This is a genomic window from Nonomuraea muscovyensis (assembly GCF_014207745.1).
Classification (GTDB): domain Bacteria; phylum Actinomycetota; class Actinomycetes; order Streptosporangiales; family Streptosporangiaceae; genus Nonomuraea; species Nonomuraea muscovyensis.
The window spans coordinates 2,888,937-2,906,357 of record NZ_JACHJB010000001.1; the positions used below are offsets into that span (position 1 = coordinate 2,888,937).

General features: G+C 71.8%; 19 protein-coding genes. 9 read left to right on the top strand and 10 right to left on the bottom strand.

Going from position 1 to position 17,421, the window contains the following annotated elements; translation table 11 throughout:
• Nucleotides 1-85: 85 nt before the first annotated feature.
• Entirely contained in the window at nucleotides 86-679 is a 594-nt protein-coding gene (locus FHU36_RS13700) for a dihydrofolate reductase family protein (protein WP_185084080.1), read from the bottom strand.
• A gap of 139 nt (nucleotides 680-818) precedes the next feature.
• Here FHU36_RS13700 and FHU36_RS13705 point away from each other — a divergent pair, with 139 nt between their 5' ends.
• From FHU36_RS13705 to FHU36_RS13715, 3 genes are read left to right on the top strand one after another with little or no spacing between them, the layout of a single operon-like run.
• Nucleotides 819-1,976 carry a sensor histidine kinase gene (locus FHU36_RS13705; RefSeq protein WP_312891568.1) on the top strand — a complete coding sequence of 386 codons (1,158 nt, stop codon included), beginning with the start codon at nucleotides 819-821 and terminating at the stop codon, nucleotides 1,974-1,976.
• Complete coding sequence (locus FHU36_RS13710) at nucleotides 1,964-2,605, top strand: response regulator (protein WP_312891569.1); 642 nt, start codon at nucleotides 1,964-1,966, stop codon at nucleotides 2,603-2,605. Before FHU36_RS13705 ends, FHU36_RS13710 begins: the two co-directional genes overlap by 13 nt.
• Before the next feature lie 17 nt (nucleotides 2,606-2,622).
• Nucleotides 2,623-3,429 (top strand): MBL fold metallo-hydrolase, encoded by an 807-nt coding sequence (locus tag FHU36_RS13715; RefSeq protein ID WP_185084081.1) that lies wholly within the window; start codon nucleotides 2,623-2,625, stop codon nucleotides 3,427-3,429.
• Here the strand turns inward: FHU36_RS13715 and FHU36_RS13720 are convergent.
• Nucleotides 3,422-4,819 (bottom strand): sensor histidine kinase, encoded by a 1,398-nt coding sequence (locus FHU36_RS13720; protein WP_246502036.1) that lies wholly within the window; start codon nucleotides 4,817-4,819, stop codon nucleotides 3,422-3,424. The two genes, FHU36_RS13715 and FHU36_RS13720, sit on opposite strands and share 8 nt — an antisense overlap.
• Nucleotides 4,816-5,487, bottom strand: a complete 672-nt coding sequence (locus tag FHU36_RS13725; RefSeq protein WP_185084082.1) for a response regulator transcription factor — start codon at nucleotides 5,485-5,487, stop codon at nucleotides 4,816-4,818. The genes FHU36_RS13720 and FHU36_RS13725 overlap by 4 nt, the downstream gene beginning before the upstream one ends.
• Nucleotides 5,488-5,614: 127 nt before the next feature.
• Here FHU36_RS13725 and FHU36_RS13730 point away from each other — a divergent pair, with 127 nt between their 5' ends.
• Nucleotides 5,615-6,067 carry a hypothetical protein gene (locus tag FHU36_RS13730; RefSeq protein WP_185084083.1) on the top strand — a complete coding sequence of 151 codons (453 nt, stop codon included), beginning with the start codon at nucleotides 5,615-5,617 and terminating at the stop codon, nucleotides 6,065-6,067.
• A 274-nt stretch (nucleotides 6,068-6,341) separates the two neighbouring features.
• Here FHU36_RS13730 and FHU36_RS13735 read toward each other — a convergent pair whose 3' ends face one another.
• Nucleotides 6,342-6,767, bottom strand: a complete 426-nt coding sequence (locus FHU36_RS13735; RefSeq protein WP_185084084.1) for a helix-turn-helix domain-containing protein — start codon at nucleotides 6,765-6,767, stop codon at nucleotides 6,342-6,344.
• A gap of 68 nt (nucleotides 6,768-6,835) precedes the next feature.
• A complete protein-coding gene (locus tag FHU36_RS13740) occupies nucleotides 6,836-7,384 on the bottom strand; it encodes a hypothetical protein (RefSeq protein WP_185084085.1) in 549 nt (182 codons plus the stop codon).
• Between the two features lie 183 nt (nucleotides 7,385-7,567).
• On the opposite strand from FHU36_RS13740, the gene FHU36_RS13745 reads away from it, so the two are divergent.
• Together FHU36_RS13745 and FHU36_RS13750 are read left to right on the top strand one after the other, a co-directional pair.
• Nucleotides 7,568-8,104: a peptidylprolyl isomerase gene (locus FHU36_RS13745; RefSeq protein WP_312891570.1), complete on the top strand. Its 537-nt coding sequence runs from the start codon at nucleotides 7,568-7,570 to the stop codon at nucleotides 8,102-8,104.
• A 233-nt stretch (nucleotides 8,105-8,337) separates the two neighbouring features.
• Complete coding sequence (locus FHU36_RS13750; RefSeq protein ID WP_185084087.1) at nucleotides 8,338-9,204, top strand: rhomboid family intramembrane serine protease; 867 nt, start codon at nucleotides 8,338-8,340, stop codon at nucleotides 9,202-9,204.
• A gap of 33 nt (nucleotides 9,205-9,237) precedes the next feature.
• On the opposite strand, the gene FHU36_RS13755 is transcribed toward FHU36_RS13750, so the two are convergent.
• Nucleotides 9,238-9,483 (bottom strand): cell division protein CrgA, encoded by a 246-nt coding sequence (locus tag FHU36_RS13755; RefSeq protein ID WP_101787440.1) that lies wholly within the window; start codon nucleotides 9,481-9,483, stop codon nucleotides 9,238-9,240.
• Between the two features lie 167 nt (nucleotides 9,484-9,650).
• Between FHU36_RS13755 and FHU36_RS13760 the strand changes: the two genes are divergently transcribed.
• From FHU36_RS13760 to FHU36_RS13770, 3 genes are read left to right on the top strand one after another with little or no spacing between them, the layout of a single operon-like run.
• Nucleotides 9,651-10,265, top strand: coding sequence for a class E sortase (locus tag FHU36_RS13760; protein ID WP_312891571.1), 615 nt, complete (start codon nucleotides 9,651-9,653; stop codon nucleotides 10,263-10,265).
• A gap of 4 nt (nucleotides 10,266-10,269) precedes the next feature.
• Complete coding sequence (locus FHU36_RS13765; protein WP_185084089.1) at nucleotides 10,270-10,428, top strand: hypothetical protein; 159 nt, start codon at nucleotides 10,270-10,272, stop codon at nucleotides 10,426-10,428.
• Nucleotides 10,425-10,997, top strand: coding sequence for an anthranilate synthase component II (locus FHU36_RS13770; RefSeq protein ID WP_185084090.1), 573 nt, complete (start codon nucleotides 10,425-10,427; stop codon nucleotides 10,995-10,997). The genes FHU36_RS13765 and FHU36_RS13770 overlap by 4 nt, the downstream gene beginning before the upstream one ends.
• 160 nt (nucleotides 10,998-11,157) lie before the next feature.
• On the opposite strand, the gene pknB is transcribed toward FHU36_RS13770, so the two are convergent.
• The 4 genes from pknB to FHU36_RS13790 form a co-directional block, all read right to left on the bottom strand.
• Nucleotides 11,158-13,005, bottom strand: coding sequence for a Stk1 family PASTA domain-containing Ser/Thr kinase (gene pknB, locus FHU36_RS13775; protein WP_185084091.1), 1,848 nt, complete (start codon nucleotides 13,003-13,005; stop codon nucleotides 11,158-11,160).
• 82 nt (nucleotides 13,006-13,087) lie between these two features.
• Nucleotides 13,088-14,515: a serine/threonine-protein kinase gene (locus FHU36_RS13780; protein ID WP_185084092.1), complete on the bottom strand. Its 1,428-nt coding sequence runs from the start codon at nucleotides 14,513-14,515 to the stop codon at nucleotides 13,088-13,090.
• 21 nt (nucleotides 14,516-14,536) lie between these two features.
• A complete protein-coding gene (locus FHU36_RS13785) occupies nucleotides 14,537-15,997 on the bottom strand; it encodes a peptidoglycan D,D-transpeptidase FtsI family protein (RefSeq protein ID WP_185084093.1) in 1,461 nt (486 codons plus the stop codon).
• Nucleotides 15,994-17,376, bottom strand: a complete 1,383-nt coding sequence (locus FHU36_RS13790) for an FtsW/RodA/SpoVE family cell cycle protein (protein WP_246502037.1) — start codon at nucleotides 17,374-17,376, stop codon at nucleotides 15,994-15,996. The genes FHU36_RS13785 and FHU36_RS13790 overlap by 4 nt, the downstream gene beginning before the upstream one ends.
• Between the last annotated feature and the right edge of the window lie 45 nt (nucleotides 17,377-17,421).

The following is a 17,421-nucleotide window of genomic DNA, read 5'->3' on the forward strand; positions in this document are numbered from 1 at the left end:
GACGGGTGGCGTGCTCGCACCCGGGCGGCCAGGTGGTCCCCTCCCATTGTGGGGATCCGTGGCGCGCCGGGTCGCGCGCCACGCCCTACCGCACGACCCGGAATCGCAGGTGCGTGACCGTGTCGGAGGCGACCACGCCGACCCGCTCCAGTTCCATCGGCTCCAGGTCCGCCAGCAGCCGGGCGCCGCCGCCCAGGACGACCGGGACGAGGTTGAGCTGCACCTCGTCCACCAGGCCGGCCGCCAGGAGCCGCCGGCCCGTCTCGGCCCCCATCACGACCACGTCCTTGCCGCCGGCCGCCGCCCGGGCGGCCTCGACGCAGCTCTCGGCGCCCGTGGTGACGAAGGTGAACGTCCCGCTCGTCATGGGCAGCGGGTCGCGCGCCAGGCGGGTGAGCACGAAGGCCGGCACGGGGTACGGGGTGTCGCCCCAGTGGGGCAGGCCGACCTCGAAGGTGCGCCGGCCGAGCACCACCGCCCCCGCCGAGGCGGACACCGCGGCGGCCACCTCCTGGTCGCGCGGGTCGGGCCGCTCGGCGAACAGCCACCGGTGCAGCCGCATGCCGCCCTCGCCCATCGGGTGCTCCGCGCTGACCCGCGGGCCGGCGACGAAGCCGTCCAGCGACATGCTCATGTGCAGGACGACCGTGCTCGTGACCGTGCTCGTGACCGTGCTCATACAGACCTCCCGGGGCGTCGTGTGCACCGAGGTGGACCGGCCGGCGCCCGGAAACTCATCGGGACGGGACGAGGTGGGCCCGCGATGGTAAACCCAGCACTACTGACCGCCCCGGCGGGTCGCGGATAGTGTCGCGAACGTGCTGAACGGGACCGCGCTGGAAGCGCTCAACCAGCGGCCGATCCCCTTCCTCCGGTCGGCCTGGCCATGGCGGTCGGTGGCGTACCTGCTGGCCGGCACGGCCCTCGGGCTCGTCGCCGTGGCCCTGGTGGTCGTGTCCGCCGCGGCGGCGACGGCGGCCGCGGTCGCCGTCGCCGTCGTGCTGGTGGCGACGGCGCCGCTGCTGGGCAGGTTCGAGAGGTGGCGGCTGCGGCTGGTGGACCGCGTGCCGCTGCCCGTCACGCCCGGCCGGGGGCGGCGCGAGGCCGTCCTGGGCGCGGTCACGATGCTCGCGCTGTGGTGGATCGACCTGGTGATGCTCGCCGTCACCATCGGCGGGCCCACCGTGCTCGTCCTGTCGCCGGTCGTGCAGCCCACCGGCAACGCCGTCGCGACGACCGCGGCCTCGGTGGCGGGCGTGCTGCTGCTGCCCGTCGCCGCGTACACGGTCACGGCCTGGGCGGGCGCCCGGGCGGGGATGGTGCGGGCGATCCTCGCACCGGAATCGTCGGAGCTGCGTGAGGTGAAGCGCTCACGCGCCCGCCTGGTCGACGCGTTCGAGCTGGAACGGCGCCGCATCGAGCGCGACCTGCACGACGGCGCCCAGCAGCGGCTGGTGGCGCTGACGATGAGCCTCGGCATGGCCAAGCTCGACCTGCCCGCCGACGCGCCGGTGGCCCGGCTCGTCGGGCTGGCCCACGACGAGGCCAAGCAGGCGCTGGCCGAGCTGCGCGAGTTGATCAGGGGCGTCCACCCACAGGTGCTCACCGATCGGGGGCTGCCGGCGGCCGTGCGCGACCTCGCAGGACGCTCGCCCGTGCCGGTGGACGTGGACCTGCCGCTGGCCGTCCGGCTGCCCGCGAGCGTGGAGGTCACCGCCTACTACGTGGTCAGCGAGGCGCTCGCGAACGTCGCCAAGCACAGCCAGGCCGGCCGCGCCACTGTGAGCGGCCGGGCCGCGGGCGAGACGTTGCTGCTGGAGATCCACGACGACGGCAGGGGCGGCGCCGACCCCGCCGGGGGGACCGGCCTCACGGGGCTCGCCGACCGGCTCGCCGCGGTCGGCGGGAGACTGTCACTGTCCAGCCCGGCAGGCGGGCCGACCCGGGTGAGAGTGGAGATCCCGTGCGCGTGGTGATCGCCGAGGACGCCGTCCTCCTGCGCGAGGGCCTGGCGGGGCTGCTCGACCGCTTCGGCCACACCGTGCTCGCCTCGGTCGGTGACGCGCCCTCGCTGGTCGCCGCGGTGGCGGAGCACCGGCCCGACGCCGTGGTGACCGACGTGCGGATGCCGCCCGGTTTCACCGACGAAGGGCTGCGCGCCGCCCTGGAGCTGCGCGAACGTCACCCGGACCTGGCCGTGCTCGTGCTCAGCCAGTACGTGGAGCAGACCTACGCGGCCGAGCTGCTCGACTCCGGGGGCGGCGCAGGGATCGGCTACCTGCTCAAGGACCGCATCGGCGACGTCAAGGAGTTCGTCGACGCGCTGGACCGGGTGGCGCGGGGCGGCACGGTCGTCGATCCGGAGGTGGTGCGCCAGCTCCTGAGCCGGCGGCGCGGCCCGCTGGGCCGGCTCACGCCGCGCGAGCAGGAGGTCCTCGCGCTCATCGCGGAGGGACGGGCGAACGCCTCGATCGCCCGCGAACTGTTCGTCACCGAGGCGGCCGTGGCCAAGCACATCGCCGGCATCTTCCTCAAGCTCGACCTGCCGCCGGCCGCCGACGGCCACCGGCGGGTGCTGGCCGTCCTCGCCTACCTCCGGGGCTGATCGGTAAAGTCTCGGCCATGAACGAGCGGTGGCGCGAGATCGGCGATCGGGTCTACGTACGGCGGCACAGGTCGTTCGACCTGAACGTCGGCCTGGTCGTGGGCGACGACCACTGCCTGGTGATCGACACCCGCATGTCCCACCGCGAGGCCGCCGACCTGATCGAGGCGATCCGCACGGTCACCTCCAGCCCGTGGACCGTCGTCAACAGCCACGCCCACTTCGACCACTGCTTCGGCAACGCGCTGTTCCGCCCGGCCGAGATCTGGGGCCACGTCCGGTGCGCCGAGGAGATCGAGGACTACGGCGAGCAGCAGCGGGCCGCCGTCATCGGCCGCCTCCCGGAGGCCCGGCGCAAGGAGGTCGAGGAGGTGTCGATCACGGCCCCCGACCAGACGTTCACCACGGCCGCCACGCTCGACGTCGGCGGCCGGACCGTGCACCTGCGCCACTTCGGCCTCGGCCACAGCAGCAACGACGTCGTCACCCACGTTCCCGACGCCGGTGTGGTCTTCGCCGGCGACCTGGTCGAGGAGGGGGCGCCGCCGGCGTTCAGCGACTCCTACCCGATCGACTGGCCCGTGACGACCGCGGCCATGCTGGCCGAGCTGACCGGTGACGTGATCGTGCCCGGCCACGGCAGGGTCGTGGACCGGGCGTTCGCCGAGGAGCAGCGGGCCGAGCTGGCCGAGGTGGCCGACCTGGCCCGGCGGGCGCACGTCGAGGGGCTGCGCGGCCTGGTCCACGCGTTCCCCTACCCCGAGGACGTCACCCATCAGGTGATCGAGCGCGCGTTCCTGCAGCTCGACGCCCAGCTCACCTGACCCCGCAGACGCGGGCGACCGGGAAGGTGGCGACGAAGCCGCCGTCCACCGCCGCCAGCGTGCCGCCGTGCAGCGTGGCGATGTCCCGCGCGATCGGCAGGCCGAGCCCCGCCCCGCCCGCGTCCCTGGCCCGCGCCTCGTCCAGCCGGGTGAACCGGTCGAACACCGCCTCCCGCTGCTCCGGCGGCACCCCCGGGCCGTCGTCGGACACCTCCAGCACCGCCCGCCCGTCCGCGTGCCGGACGCGGACCTCGACCCGGGCGGCCGCGTGCCGTACGGCGTTGTCCACCAGGTTGGTGACCAGGCGGGCCAGGTGGCCGCGAGAGCCCTGGACCACCACGTCCGGCTCGACGTCCAGCTCCAGCCGCACCTCGGGGCGGCGCCCGGCGCGCACCGCCTCCTCGGCGGCCACCTGCCCGAGGTCGAGGTCGTCGGCGCGCACCGGCTCGCCCGCGTCCAGCCTGGCCAGCAGGAGCAGGTCACCGGCCAGGGCCTGCAGGCGTTCGACGTCGGCCAGCGCCTCCCGGGTAAGCTCGCTCGGCCGGGCCAGCTCCAGCCGGGCCCGCAGGGTGGCGATCGGGCTGCGCAACTCGTGCGCGGCGTCGGCCACGAACCGCTTGTGCCGTTCCACGGCCGTCTCCAGCCGGTCGAGCGTGCCGTTCACGGTGGTGGCCAGCGCGGCGATCTCGTCGCCGGATTCGGGTACGGGCACCCGCTGGTGCAGGTCGCGGGCCGTGATGTCGGCGACCTTGGCCCGGATCGCGGCGACCGGCGCGAGCGCCCGGCCCACCGAGAACCACGTCATCCCGGCCACCACGAGCAGCAGCGCGGGCACGCCCGGAAGGAGCACGCCGTTCAGCGTCGCCAGCGCCTGCTCCACGTTCGCCAGCGACACCCTCGCCCACACCGTGGCCTGCCCCGTCTTCGTCGCGACGTCCAGGGTGGCCACGGCGTAGTCGCCGGACTCGGCCCAGCTCACCTTCATGGGGACCCCGGCGGTGGACAGCACGACGTCGGCAGCGGGGACGGCCTGCCCGCGCGGCACGTCGTCGCTCAGCAGGCCGACCGCGGCGGGCGGCGCCGCCGTGTCCTCGGGAGAGGGTGTGGCGGGCCGGGTACGGGTGATGATCGTGTCGCTCGGCAGGACCTCGGCCACCGTGCTGGACGGTTCGCTCGCCAGGACGGCCTCGCCACTCTCCGCGTACGGCACCGCCGCCACGGCCCGCCGGGCCGCCTCGGCGCCCGCGGCCGACTCCAGGCTGCCGCGCAACGCCATGACGAGCACCACCGCCGTCAGGCCCAGCGCGAGCGCCACCACGAGCGTCGCCGCCATGGTGGCGCGCAGCCGCACCGACGACAGCCCGCTCACGAGCACGGTGCGCATCCTCATCTCGCCTCCAGCCGGTAACCCGCCCCGCGTACCGTGACCAGCGTCGAACGGCCGAACGGCTGGTCGATCTTGCGGCGCAGGGCGCTGATGTAGACCTCGACGATGTTCGGGTCGCCGTCGTAGCTGAAGTCCCACGCCTGGGCCAGCAGCTCGCTCTTGGACACCACCTCCCCGGCCCGCCGCGCGAGCCCGTGGAGCACCGCGAACTCCTTCGGCGTCAGCGAGATGTCCACCTCGCCCCTGCGACAGCGCAGCCCGGCCGGGTCGAGCACCAGGTCGCCCACCGTGATGGACACCGGCCGCTCCCGCCCGCCCCGCCGGATGAGGGCGCGGAGCCTGGCCAGCAGCACCACGTACGAGAACGGCTTGGTCAGGTAGTCGTCGGCGCCGGTGTCGAGCGCCTCGGCCTCGTCGTGGATGCCGTCCTTGGCGGTGAGCATCATGATCGGCGTCCAGTTGCCGGACTCGCGCAGCCGCGCGCACACCGTGTAGCCGTTCATCCGGGGCAGCATCACGTCGAGGACGATCACGTCGTAGGGGTTCTCCGTGGCCATCCACAGACCGTCGCGCCCGTCGTGGGCCACGTCCACCGCGAATCCCTCGCCCGCGAGGCCGCCCTTGACCAGCTCGGCCAGCCGTCGTTCGTCCTCCACCAGTAGCACGCGCACGCTGACAAGGGTGTCTCATCCCACCTAAAGCCAACCTGAAGATCATTTCGGCTGTCTTCAGGATCGCTTCAGGTGCGGCACGCCAGCCTCAGGGCGTCAGATCGTTTTCCGGACGAAGGAGACACGCATGTTCAAGCGGCGTATGGCGATCCTGGGCGCGGTGGGCGCCCTCGTGCTGACGGGCCTGGGCGGGTCGGCGCTGGCCGACGACGCCCCGGGGGCGCGGCCGGCGGCCAAGGTGGTCTGCAAGACGAGCGACGGCCAGGTCATCGAGTTCGCCCAGCGGGTCGGGGCCATCAAGGCGGAGAAGGGTCCCGACGGCGAGATCGTCGTGGCGGCGACCGAGGCGGTCGTGGGCGCCGACGTGGTCCGCACCGTCGAGGCCGACGCCGAGGCGGGCTCCGCGCACCGCGTCGAGATTCCGGACGGGAAGGCGCCGGAGAAGGGCGAGGTCGTCCGGGCGGTGCCGGCCGAGCCCGCCACCGGGCCCGACGGCAAGCCGCTCGTCGCGGGCAAGGCCGACGGCAAGGCCCTCCCCGTTCCCGCGGACGCCGAGACCGTCACCTGCTCGACCGAGTAGCGAGCACGCCTGACGGGTGACGGGGGCATCCGGCAGGCGCACCCCCGGCGCCGCCGGCCGCGCGGCAGCGGCCGCGAAGGCATGGGCCCGCGGCAGCGGCCGCGAAGCACGGGCCCGGCACCTCTCGGCCATCCCGTACGCCTTCCGGCAACCCCGGCCGATCGGCCGGGAGGCGTACGGCGGGGTGCCGGGCTCTGCGCCCGGCTCCGCTTCGGCGGCACCACCCGTCACGACGAGGACGACGAAACCGGTGTGGCGGAGGCGCGGGCGGTGGTCAACCGGGCTCCCCGAGCAGGGTGTCGATGACCTTGAGCAGCTCGGCCGTCCCGGTCAGGCCGCCCACGACGATGATCTTCAGGCTGGCCCGTTCCTCGTCGTAGACCGTCTCGACGCGCAGCCGCCCGCCGTCTCGCGGCCGTCCCACGGTGGCGGCGATGACCGTGTTGGTCAGGCGCATGGTCGCCTCGGGGTCGATCGCGTCGACCTGCACGATGGCCGAGACCTCGGCGTGGCTGCCGGCCGGGGCGGGCGGCGACACCGGGCGGCCGAGGAAGGCCTCGAGGTCCTCGCGGGTGACCCGATACTGCTTGCCGATCCGGGTCGCCCTCAGCTTGCCGTCCCGCACGTACGAGCGCACGGTCCGCACGTGCAGGTCGAGGAGCTCCGCGACCTGGTCGACTGAGTAGTACCGCTGTGACACACAGGGAGACTACCGAGACTCGACGCGAAAGTGCGCCCCCGTTCCCAGGGGGCGCACTCCGCTCCGGATCACTGCATCTTCCGGGACGCCTCATCCGCCTTCTCGGACACCGTGGAGGTCGTCTGGTCGGTGGACTCGGCGGTGCGGTCCGACGTCTCGCTGATCCAGCGGGACGCGTCGGAGGCGGAGTCCTTCATCTGCTCGGTCCACTGCTGGGCGTTACGGCGATAAGCCATGTAGCCCATTGCGCCCACAGCGATCCCGGTGATCAGGACCATGATCGGCCAGCGCCGCGACTTGGCGGGCGTCGGGTCGATCCGGTCGGCTGCCGCCGTCAGCATCGAGCTGACCTTGGGGGCGAGCTGGTCCTCCACCCGATGGGCGGCCTCCTCCAGCATCGGGGCGGCCCAGTAGCGGGCATCCTCGATGCGGTGGTGGGCGGCCAAGCGCGCCTGGTCGGCGGCGATCCGCGCCTGCTCGGCGGCGATCCGGGCCTGACCCGCGGCCAACCTGGCCTGGGCTCTGGCCTGACCGGCCATCGGGGTCATGCGCTGGCCGGTCTTAACGGCCTGGACCTTCATCCGGTCCATCCACGTGGCGGGAACCTGAATGGCCACGCGGCGTTTTCTCAGTGTCAGGGACACGTCAACCTCCCCTGTTGTTGGGGCCCCGAGCCTGACCTTCCCGGTACAAGGCGGCTCAATCACGGCCGCCGTGGGAGGATGAGGGGCGGCGGCCGAACGGCCATTCGCATCGAAAGAGCACAAACAACCCTGTACATAGAGGGGGGCAGCTGTCTCGTGGCTGAGAAGCTGATCGCAAACCTGCAGACCAATCACGGCAATATCAAGGTCGAACTCTTCCCCAACCAGGCTCCCAAGACGGTGCGCAACTTCGTGGAGCTCGCCGAGGGCGCCCGCGAGTGGACCCACCCGGGCACCGGCGAGAAGAGCACCAACCGCTACTACGACGGCACCATCTTCCACCGGGTGATCTCCGGCTTCATGATCCAGGGCGGTGACCCGCTCGGCCAGGGCGTCGGCGGCCCCGGCTACGAGTTCGACGACGAGATCCACCCCGACCTCTACTTCAACCGTCCCTACCTGCTCGCCATGGCCAACGCCGGCATCCGCTTCGGCAAGGGCACCAACGGCTCGCAGTTCTTCATCACGGTCGTCCCGACGCCGCACCTCAACGGGCGTCACACGATCTTCGGCGAGGTCGTCGAGGGGCAGGACGTCGTCGACTCCATCGCCAAGACGCCGACCGCGCGGGGCGACCGGCCGGTCGAGGACGTGGTGATCCAGTCGGTCACCATCGACCGCGTCCAGGGCTGACCTCGACCGCGGCGGGGGCGGGCCGTGGCGTCCGCCCGCCACCCGCACCCTCCCTGCCGCGTCGGCCCGCCACCCGCGGCGTCGGCCCGCCACCCGCGGCGTCGGCCCGCCACCCGCGGCGGCCCGCCCGCCTCGCGCTGATCGGGCGTGGGGCGACTCAGGGGCGTGAACGCGTGCGTCGGGCCGTGGAACGGGCGGACGCGGCAGGGGGTGCGAGGAATTAGGCTGCGGGCATGACCAGCCAGCCGCCCAGTTCGCCCCTGCCCCCAGAGCAGCCCGCGGAAGCGGTGCCGACGTGCTACCGGCACCCCGACCGGGAGACCTGGGTCCGCTGTCAGCGCTGTGATCGCCCGATCTGCCCCGACTGCATGCGCGACGCGGCCGTCGGCTTCCAGTGCCCCGAGTGCGTGGCCGAGGGCAACAAGGGCATCCGCCAGGCGAAGTCGGCCTTCGGCGGCTCGGTGGTCGGCACGCCCTACGTGACGTGGACCCTTCTGGCGATCAACGTGCTCGTCTTCGGCGCCGAGTTCCTGATCGGCGACCGCGTCACCCGCGAGCTGGCGATGTGGCCCGCCGGGGTGGCGCTGGGCGAGTATCACCGGCTGGTCACCGCGGCCGTGGTGCACAGCAGCGTCTTCCACATCCTGTTCAACAGCTGGGCGCTCTACGTCGTGGGCCCCTACTTGGAGCGCGCCTTCGGACACGTCCGCTACCTGGCCCTGTACGTGCTGAGCGCGCTGGGCGGTGCGACGCTCGGCATGTGGTTCGACCCGCTGAACCAGCCGACGGTCGGGGCGTCGGGCGCCATCTTCGGCCTCTTCGGCGCGATCTTCGTGGTGAGCCGCCGGCTGAACATGGACGTACGCGGCATCGCCATGCTCATCGGCCTCAACCTGCTGATCACGTTCGTGGTCCCCGGCATCAGCTGGACAGGGCACATCGGTGGCCTGGTGACCGGCGCGGCCCTGGCCGCCGCCCTGGCCTACGCCCCCAAGGGCAACCGGACCCTCTGGCAGGTGGCAGCGCTCGTGGGAGCGCTGGCCATCCTGCTGGCGCTCGTCTTCGTCAGGTCGGGGGCCATCCTGGCCTCGCTGGCCTGATTCCCCAGGGTGTGGAAAAAGCTGTGGAAAGAACTAACGCCAGCGGGTGGAAAGCACCACACCGAAGATGATGAAAACAAACCCGATGAGCAGGTTCCACTGGCCGAGGTCACCGAGGAACGGCGCGTTGGGGGCGACGTACCAGGCGGCGATCCACAGGATGCCGATGATCCAGGCCGCCACCATGGTCGGCGCCAGCCAGCGGGGGCTGACCTTGACCTGCTGCGACTTCTGCGGCGGGGTGTAGACCGCCTTCTTCCGCGTCTTCGACTTGGGCACTTGGACCACTCCTGCTGGGGGCCTGGGCATCCGGATCGTCCACAGGCTCTTCGTTAAGCGTAAATGAAGCGGGCCCCAGGATAGTCGCCACGCGCACGTCCTGGCGATCCCCCGCAGGTGCTCAGACCCCGCTTACGCTACCTAGGGTGAGGGCCACATTGCGGACCGTGGGCGAGTTGAGCATCACCGCGGGCCTGATACTGCTGCTGTTCTGCGCCTACCTGCTCTGGGGCACCGGCGCCTACACCGATCGCCAGCAGCCGCTCCTACAGGAGGAGCTCGCCCGCGAGATGGCGGGCGGGCCGCGGCTGGCGGAGGAGAGGCGTCTCGGCAAGGTCCGGCTGGGCGGGGCCGTGGCACTGCTGCGCATCCCCGGGCTGGGCGCCGACTACCGGTACGCCGTGATCGAAGGCGTCAGCCCCGAGCACCTGAAGAAGGGGCCGGGCCACTACCCCGGCACCGCCCTGCCCGGCCAGATCGGCAACTTCGTCGTCTCCGGCCACCGCACCACCTACGGCGCGCCGTTCAACGAGATCGACAAGCTCGACCCCGGCGACGAGATCGTCGTCGAGGCCCGTGAGGCGCGCTACACCTACCGCGTCACCCGGCAGCGCGTCGTCCAGCCGACGGCGCTGGAGGTGGTCGCACCCGTGCCCGGCAAGCCGGGACGCGAGCCGCGCAAGGCCGCCATCACCCTGACCACCTGCCACCCCGAATACTCGGCCGCCCAGCGGCTCATCGTGCACGGCGTGCTCGCCAGGACCGAGCTGAGAGAGGAATGATCACATGTACGGCTGGCTCTGGCGCAGGCTGCCGGGCAACACCGTCGTCAGGCTCCTGACGGCCTCCGTGCTGGTCGCCGTCGCGGCGGCCGTACTCTGGTATGGCCTGTTCCCGCTCCTCGAACCCGTGGTGACGCTCGACGAGGTGACCGTAACCCGATGACCGCCGTGCTGGTGGTGGACAACCACGACAGCTTCGTCCACACCATCGTGCAATATCTGCGTGAGCTGGGCGCCACCTGCGACGTGCGCCCCCGCGACGAGGTCGTGGTGTCCGACGCCGACAGCTTCGACGGCGTCCTCATCAGCCCCGGTCCCGGCACTCCCGAGGCGGCCGGCGTCAGCGTCCCCCTCGTCCACCACGCCGCCCGGCACCGCCTGCCGCTGCTCGGCGTCTGCCTCGGCCACCAGGCCATCGCCGTCGCCTACGGCGCCGTCGTCTCGCGGGCGCCTGAGCTGGTCCACGGCCACACCAGCGACGTCACCCACGACGGCAAGGGCGTGTTCGCCACGCTGCCGTCCCCGGTGCGGATGACCCGCTACCACTCCCTCGCCGTGCGTCCCGAGACCGTGCCGCCCGAGCTGCACATCACCGCCCGCACCGCCGACGGGATCGTCATGGGGCTGCGCCACCGCGACCTGCCCATCGAGGGCGTCCAGTTCCACCCCGAGTCCGTGCTGTCGCAGCACGGCCACCGGCTGCTCGCCAACTGGTTGACCGGGATCGTGTAACGCCCGCTTCGCCCCCGACGACACACGTACGAACGTCCCCGCCGTTGCCCCCGAGCGGCGGGGGCGTTTCACGTTCCGGCCCGCACGGGCGGCCCGGCGGCGCGGCCGCTCATGACGAAGGGCCGCCCCCGCGCGGGAACGGCCCTTCGTCATGCCTGCGTCAGCCCAGGTCGTCGTCCTCGATCGGGACGTCCTGCGTCGGCTCTTCGGTCGGCAACTGCGGGTCATCGGTCGGCTGCGTCGGGTCGGGCTGGTCGGTCGGGAACTCCGTGGGGGTCGTCAGCTCCTGACCCTTCGACACCACGATGGTGATCGTCATGCCGGGGGCCAGCTTGGTGCCCTCGCCGGGGTTCTGCTGGATGACGGTGCCCTCCGGCTGGTCGCTCGTCTGGGGGACGACCTTAACCTTGAACCCGGACGCCTTGAGCAGCTTGGACGCGTCGCCCTGGGTCAGCCCGATCACGGACGGCACCGCGGACAGCTCCTTGGGCACGAACAGCGTGACCTTGCCGCCCTTCTCGATGTTCTCGCCCGCCGCGGGGTCGGTCTCCATGACCTTGCCCTGCGGCTTGCTGGAGGTCTTGGTGCTGATCGTGGCGGTCAGACCGGCCTCCTCGAGGATCGCCCTGGCGTCCTCGGGCGCCAGGCCGATGAGCCCGTCGGGCACCTTGACCTTCTCCGCCCCCTGGGAGACGAACACCTTGACCGTGGAGCCCTTGTCCACGTCGGTGCCGTCGGCGGGGTCGGTCTTGATCACTGTGCCCTTGTCGACCTCGGCGCTGAACTCCTTGACCACCTCGGCCTTCAGCCCCAGCGCCACCAGCTCGGCCACCGCGGCCTTCTCGGTCTGCGTGGCGAGCGACGGGATCTTGACGGACTGGTCGGCCGGGGTGCCGCTCGAGTTGAGGAAGGTGTAGCCGATGCCGATGAACGCGCCGATGATCAGCAACGGCACGATGATCCAGGCGGCCGTCTTGAGCGCCTTGTTGCCGCCGTTGTCGGCCCGGCGCCGGCCCCCGCGGCCGCCGCCCTGGCCGTCGTCGTACTCGTACGCGGGCACGGTGGTGGTGCGCTGCGTGGCCGGACCGGCCGCCCCCTGCGTCGAGGTCATCATGCGCGTGCCGGGCCCGTAGGTGCCGTTCATCGCCGTGGTCTGGGCGTCGACCGGCATGCCGGACATCGCGCGCTGGATGTCGGCCCGCATCTCGGCGGCGCTCTGGTAGCGATGCGCCGGGTCCTTGGCCATGGCCTTGAGCACGATCGCGTCGCACCACGCCGGGATGTCGCGGTCGATCTGCGACGGCGGGATCGGCTCCTCGCGGACGTGCTGGTAGGCGATCGCGACCGGCGAGTCGCCGGTGAACGGCGGCTGGCCCGTCAGCAGCTCGTAGAGCACGCAGCCGGTGGAGTAGATGTCGCTGCGGGCGTCGACCCGCTCACCGCGCGCCTGCTCGGGAGACAGGTACTGGGCGGTGCCGATCACCTGCGCGGTCTGCGTCATGGTCGCGGCCGAGTCGGCCATCGCCCGGGCGATGCCGAAGTCCATGACCTTGACGTCGCCGGCGCGGGTGATCATGACGTTGGCCGGCTTGATGTCGCGGTGCACGATGCCGCCGCGGTGGCTGTAGTCGAGGGCACGCAGGATGCCGTCGACCAGCTCGGCCGCGCGCTCGGGCAGCAGCCGCCGGTCCTGGCGCAGCAGGTCGCGCAGCGTGCGGCCGTCGACGTACTCCATGACGATGTAGGGCACGGGAGCGCCGTCGGTGACGTCCTCGCCGGTGTCGTAGACGGCGACCACCGCGGGGTGGTTGAGTGAGGCCGCCGACTGCGCCTCCCGGCGGAACCTGGCCTGGAAGGTGTGATCACGCGCCAGGTCGGACCGAAGGGTCTTGATCGCGACTATGCGGTCCAGCCGGATGTCTCGGGCGCGATACACCTCGGCCATGCCGCCGCGCCCGACGACACCGTCGAGCTCGTAACGACCTCCGAGTCGCCGAGGCTGAGTCATTTCCTGCACTGTCCCTTACCGTTCATCTTGGGTACGGCCTCGCGCGTGGGCCGCCGCTGTCCATCATCGACCCCATGACACATCACGTCTCTCCCTTCGGCGGGTTTGTGTCGCCCGGGTCAGGTGAGGCGCTCGTTGTCGGAGTTGGCGTTGTGGTTGGTGGCGTGGGGGTCGGTGTCGGGGTCGGGGTCGGGGCGGACGGGGTGGGTTTCGGGGTCGGCTTCCGGGTGGGGGTCGCCGACCTTGTAACGGTAGCCGACCGTGAGGGTACCGGCCGTTGCGACTTCACCGGAACCACCGGGGGCCGCCGGGTGCGTGTCTTGGTCTTGGCGGGCCGTGGCTCCCGGGTCGTCGGCGGTGGCGCGGACGATCCGCTGGGCTCGGCCACATCCGGCGGCCGGGCGGGCAACTGCTGCTGGGTGAGCGTCATGGCGCCGAGGCCGACGACGGCCAGGCAGCCGGCGGTGGCGACCAGCGACGCGAGCACCCGCACGCCCCTGCCCCGCCGCCGGGGGACGTGCCGGGCGGCCCCGCCGCCGGCCGCCCGCGTCGGGGTGCCGCCGGAGGCGCCGGCCCGGGTCGCCGCCGTCTCGGGCAGGCCGCCCGCGGCGAGCGCTTCGCCCTCGGCGGAATCCGCCCGCGGCTCGTGGACGCGGAACCCCGCCGGGTCGGTGAGCATGCTGAGGTCGGAGCTCCGCCCGGCGTCGGCCGGCGTCTCGCGCAGCACGTACGCCCGGTCGGCCAGCTCCCGCGCCGACCCCGGCCGCGCGGCAGGGTCCTTGGCCAGCAGCGCCTTGACCAACTCCCGCACCGGAGCCGGCACGTCGACGCCCAGCGGCGGCGGCTGCTCGTTGAGGTGTCGCAGCGCGATGGCCACCTGGCTGTCGCCCTGGAACGGCGTGCGCCCCGCCAGGCACTCGTAGGCCACGATGCCCAGGGAGTAGAGGTCGGTGGCGGGTGTGAGCGGCAGGCCCTGGGCCTGCTCGGGGCTGACGTACTGGGCGGTGCCGAGCACGGTGCCCGCCTGCGTCACCGGCGCGGCCTCCAGGGCGCGGGCGATGCCGAAGTCGGTCACCTTGATCGTGCCCTCGGGCGTGACGAGCAGGTTGCCGGGCTTGATGTCGCGGTGGACCACGCCGGAGGAGTGGGCCGCGTGCAACGCCTTGGCCGTCTGGTGGAGCACGTCCAGCGTCACGTCGGGCCCCAGCGAGCCGTTGCGCGCCAGGATGGCCGACAGCGACTCGCCGTGCACGAGCTCCATGACGAGGTAGGCCCCGTCGCTCTGCTCGCCGTAGTCGTAGATCTGGGCGATGCCGGGGTCGGTCAGCGCGGCGGTGATGCGGGCCTCGTTGCGGAAACGCTCGCGGAACGACGGGTCGGCGTGGATGTGGCTGCGCAGCGTCTTGACCGCCACCTCGCGGCCCAGCAGCTCGTCGCGGGCACGCCAGACCTCTCCCATACCGCCCGTGGCGATGCGGGAGAGCAGAAGGTAGCGGTTACCGAGCCGCATGATTCAGCACGTTACCGTCAATCACTTGAGCACCGCCTCCATCACCTGCTTGGCGATCGGCGCGGCGGTGCCGCCACCGGTCGCCTCGGCGCCCACCCGGGCGGCGCCCGACTCCACGATCACCGCCACCGCGATCTTCGGATCGTTGGCCGGGGCGAACGAGATGAACCACGCGTGCGGCGGCTTGCCGTCGCTGGTCTCGGCGGTGCCGGTCTTGCCGCCGACCTGCACGCCGGGGATCTGCGCGAGGTTGGCCGTGCCGTTGTTGACGACGCTGACCATCATCTCGCGCAGCTTGGCCGCCGTCTCGGGGCTGACCGCCTCGCTGAGCTCGTCGGGGTCGGCCTCCTCGATGTTGTCGCCCTGGCTGTCGGTGACCTTGTTGACGAGGTAGGGCTTCATCACCGTGCCGTCGTTGGCGATGCCGGCGGCGATCATGGCCATCTGCAGCGGCGTCATCCGGACGCTGCGCTGGCCGATGGCGGACATGGCGAGCCCCGCCTTGTCCTCCTCCTCGCCGAAGTCGCTCTTCGCCACGGTCATGGGCACCTCGAGGTCCAGGCCCATGCCGAACTTCTCGGTCTGCTCGCGCATCTTGTCGTAGCCGAGCTTGATGCCGATGTCGCCGAACGGCGTGTTGCAGGACTTCTCCAGCGCGAAGACCAGCGGCACCTGGCCGGCGCCGCAGGCGGCGCCGCCGTAGTTGGGCAGGCTGATGGTGGTGCCGGGCAGCGGCAGCCGCTGCGGCGCCTGGACGGTGGTGGTGGGGCCGCGGGAGTCGTCGTCCTCCAGGAACGCCGCCGCGGTCACCACCTTGAACGTGGAGCCGGGCGCGTAGGTCTGGCGGATGGTGCGGTTGAGCAGCGGCTGGCCCTCCTGCTTGGCCAGCTCGTCGTAGCGCGTGAACACCTTGCCCTTGTCGGTGCCCGACAGCTCGGCCGGCTCGTAGGTGGGCAGCGACACCATCGCGAGGATCGCGCCGCTCCTGGGGTCGAGGGCCACCAGCGCGCCCCGCTTGCCGCTCTGCCGCAGCGCGTCGTAGGCGGCCTTCTGGGCCCGCGGGTCGATGGTGAGGTCGACGTTGGCGCCCCTGGTGGCCTCACCGGTGAACAGGTCGATGCTGCGGCGCAGCAGCAGGTCGGAGCTGGACCCGTCGAGCAGCTTGTTCTTGCTCGCCTCGATCGCGTCCGCGCTCTCCGGGGAGAAGAAACCGGTGATGTGGGCGTAGAGCTTGCCCTCGGGGTACTCGCGGACGAACCTGAAGCGGGTGCTGTCGGTCTCCTTGGACTGGGCGAGGATCACCTTGCCGCCCGCCGTGATCCGCCCTCGCTGCACCGCGTAACGCTCGTAGAAGTTGCGCTGGTCGCGGGGGTCCTCGGACAGGTTCTCGGCGCGCACCGCCTGGAGGTAGTTGGCGTTGACCATGAGCAGCGCGAACATGGCCAGGCAGGCCACGGCCACTCGCTTGAGCGTGCTGTTCATCGCTGGAACACCTGCGTCATTCCTTCGTTCTGGATCGCCTGGGGCGGCGGCTGCCGGGCCGCGTCCGAGGTGCGTACGAGGAGGGCGATCAGGATCCAGTTGGCGAGCAGGGCCGAACCGCCCTGGGACATGAACGGGGTGACCAGGCCGGTGAGCGGGATGAGGTTGGTCACGCCGCCGACGATGATGAAGAGCTGCCAGGCCAGCAGGAAGGACAGGCCGCCCGACAGCAGCTTGGAGAAGGGGTCGCGGGCCGCGAGCGAGGTGCGCAGGCCGCGCTGGACGATCAACGCGTAGATCATGAGGATCGCCATCACGCCGGTGAGCCCGAGCTCCTCGCCGATGGCGGCGAAGATGAAGTCGGAGTAGGCCAGCGGGATCAGCTCGGGGTGGCCCTGGCCGAGCCCGGTGCCGAGGATCTGGCCGTTGCCGAACCCGAACAGCGCCTGCATGATCTGGTAGCTGCCGCCGATCTCACGATCGTAGAACGCCTGGCTCTCCGGATTGAGCCAGATCTCGAACCGGTCGCCGACGTGGCTGAAGAGCTGACCGGCCATGAACGCGCCGCCGACGAAGAGCAGGATGCCGATCAGCACCCACGACGTGCGCTGGGTCGCGATGTAGAGCATCACGATGAACGTGCCGAACAGCAGCAGCGAGGAGCCGAGGTCCTTCTGCAGGACCAGCACGCCCAGGCTGACGCCCCAGGTGATGAGGATGGGGCCGAGGTCGCGGGCCCGTGGCAGGTCGATGAAGAGCAGCCGCCGGCCGGCCAGCGCCAGGACGTCGCGCTTGGCAACCAGGTAGCCGGCGAAGAAGACGGAGAGCGCGAGCTTGGCGAACTCGGCGGGCTGGATGGTGAAGCCGAACAGGCTGATCCAGATGCGCGCGCCGAAGAACTCGCGGCCGAGGCCCGGGATCAGCGGTGAGACGAGCAGGACCAGACCGATCAGCCCTGCGGTGTAGGTGAGCCGCTGCAGCGTCCGGTGGTCGCGCAGCAGGACCAGCGTCACGGTGAAGAGCACGATGCCCACGCCGGTCATGATGATCTGGTTGGTGGCCGAGGCCGCCTTGTCCACGCCGGTGAGCTCCAGCCGGTAGATCATCACCAGGCCGATGCCGTTGACCAGCGTCACGAGAGGGAGGATGAGCGGGTCCGCCCACGGGGCGAACTTGGCGAGGACCAGGTAGGCGACGAGCATCAGCCCGCCCAGGCTCAGTCCGTAGGTCAGCATGCCCGCGGGGACCTGGCCGTCCACGGCGAGCCCCACGTTGGCGTAGGCGAGCATGATGATGCCCACAGCGAACGCCAGCATGCCGAGCTGCGCCACGCGCCGCTTGGCGGGCATGAGGACGGGGGAGTCTGTCACATCGGTCATCTGGGGCTGCTCATCCGGGGCTTCAGGGTCTGTGGCCTTGTCTCT

Excerpts from the sequence above, each read along its gene's own strand:
- FHU36_RS13700 (WP_185084080.1), bottom strand. The coding sequence starts at position 679 with ATGAGCACGGTCACGAGCACGGTCACGAGCACGGTCGTCCTGCACATG.
- FHU36_RS13715 (WP_185084081.1), top strand. The coding sequence starts at position 2,623 with ATGAACGAGCGGTGGCGCGAGATCGGCGATCGGGTCTACGTACGGCGG.
- FHU36_RS13720 (WP_246502036.1), bottom strand. The coding sequence starts at position 4,819 with ATGAGGATGCGCACCGTGCTCGTGAGCGGGCTGTCGTCGGTGCGGCTG.
- FHU36_RS13730 (WP_185084083.1), top strand. The coding sequence starts at position 5,615 with ATGTTCAAGCGGCGTATGGCGATCCTGGGCGCGGTGGGCGCCCTCGTG.
- FHU36_RS13750 (WP_185084087.1), top strand. The coding sequence starts at position 8,338 with ATGACCAGCCAGCCGCCCAGTTCGCCCCTGCCCCCAGAGCAGCCCGCG.
- FHU36_RS13765 (WP_185084089.1), top strand. The coding sequence starts at position 10,270 with ATGTACGGCTGGCTCTGGCGCAGGCTGCCGGGCAACACCGTCGTCAGG.
- FHU36_RS13770 (WP_185084090.1), top strand. The coding sequence starts at position 10,425 with ATGACCGCCGTGCTGGTGGTGGACAACCACGACAGCTTCGTCCACACC.
- pknB (WP_185084091.1), bottom strand. The coding sequence starts at position 13,005 with ATGACTCAGCCTCGGCGACTCGGAGGTCGTTACGAGCTCGACGGTGTC.
- FHU36_RS13780 (WP_185084092.1), bottom strand. The coding sequence starts at position 14,515 with ATGCGGCTCGGTAACCGCTACCTTCTGCTCTCCCGCATCGCCACGGGC.
- FHU36_RS13785 (WP_185084093.1), bottom strand. The coding sequence starts at position 15,997 with ATGAACAGCACGCTCAAGCGAGTGGCCGTGGCCTGCCTGGCCATGTTC.
- FHU36_RS13790 (WP_246502037.1), bottom strand. The coding sequence starts at position 17,376 with ATGACCGATGTGACAGACTCCCCCGTCCTCATGCCCGCCAAGCGGCGC.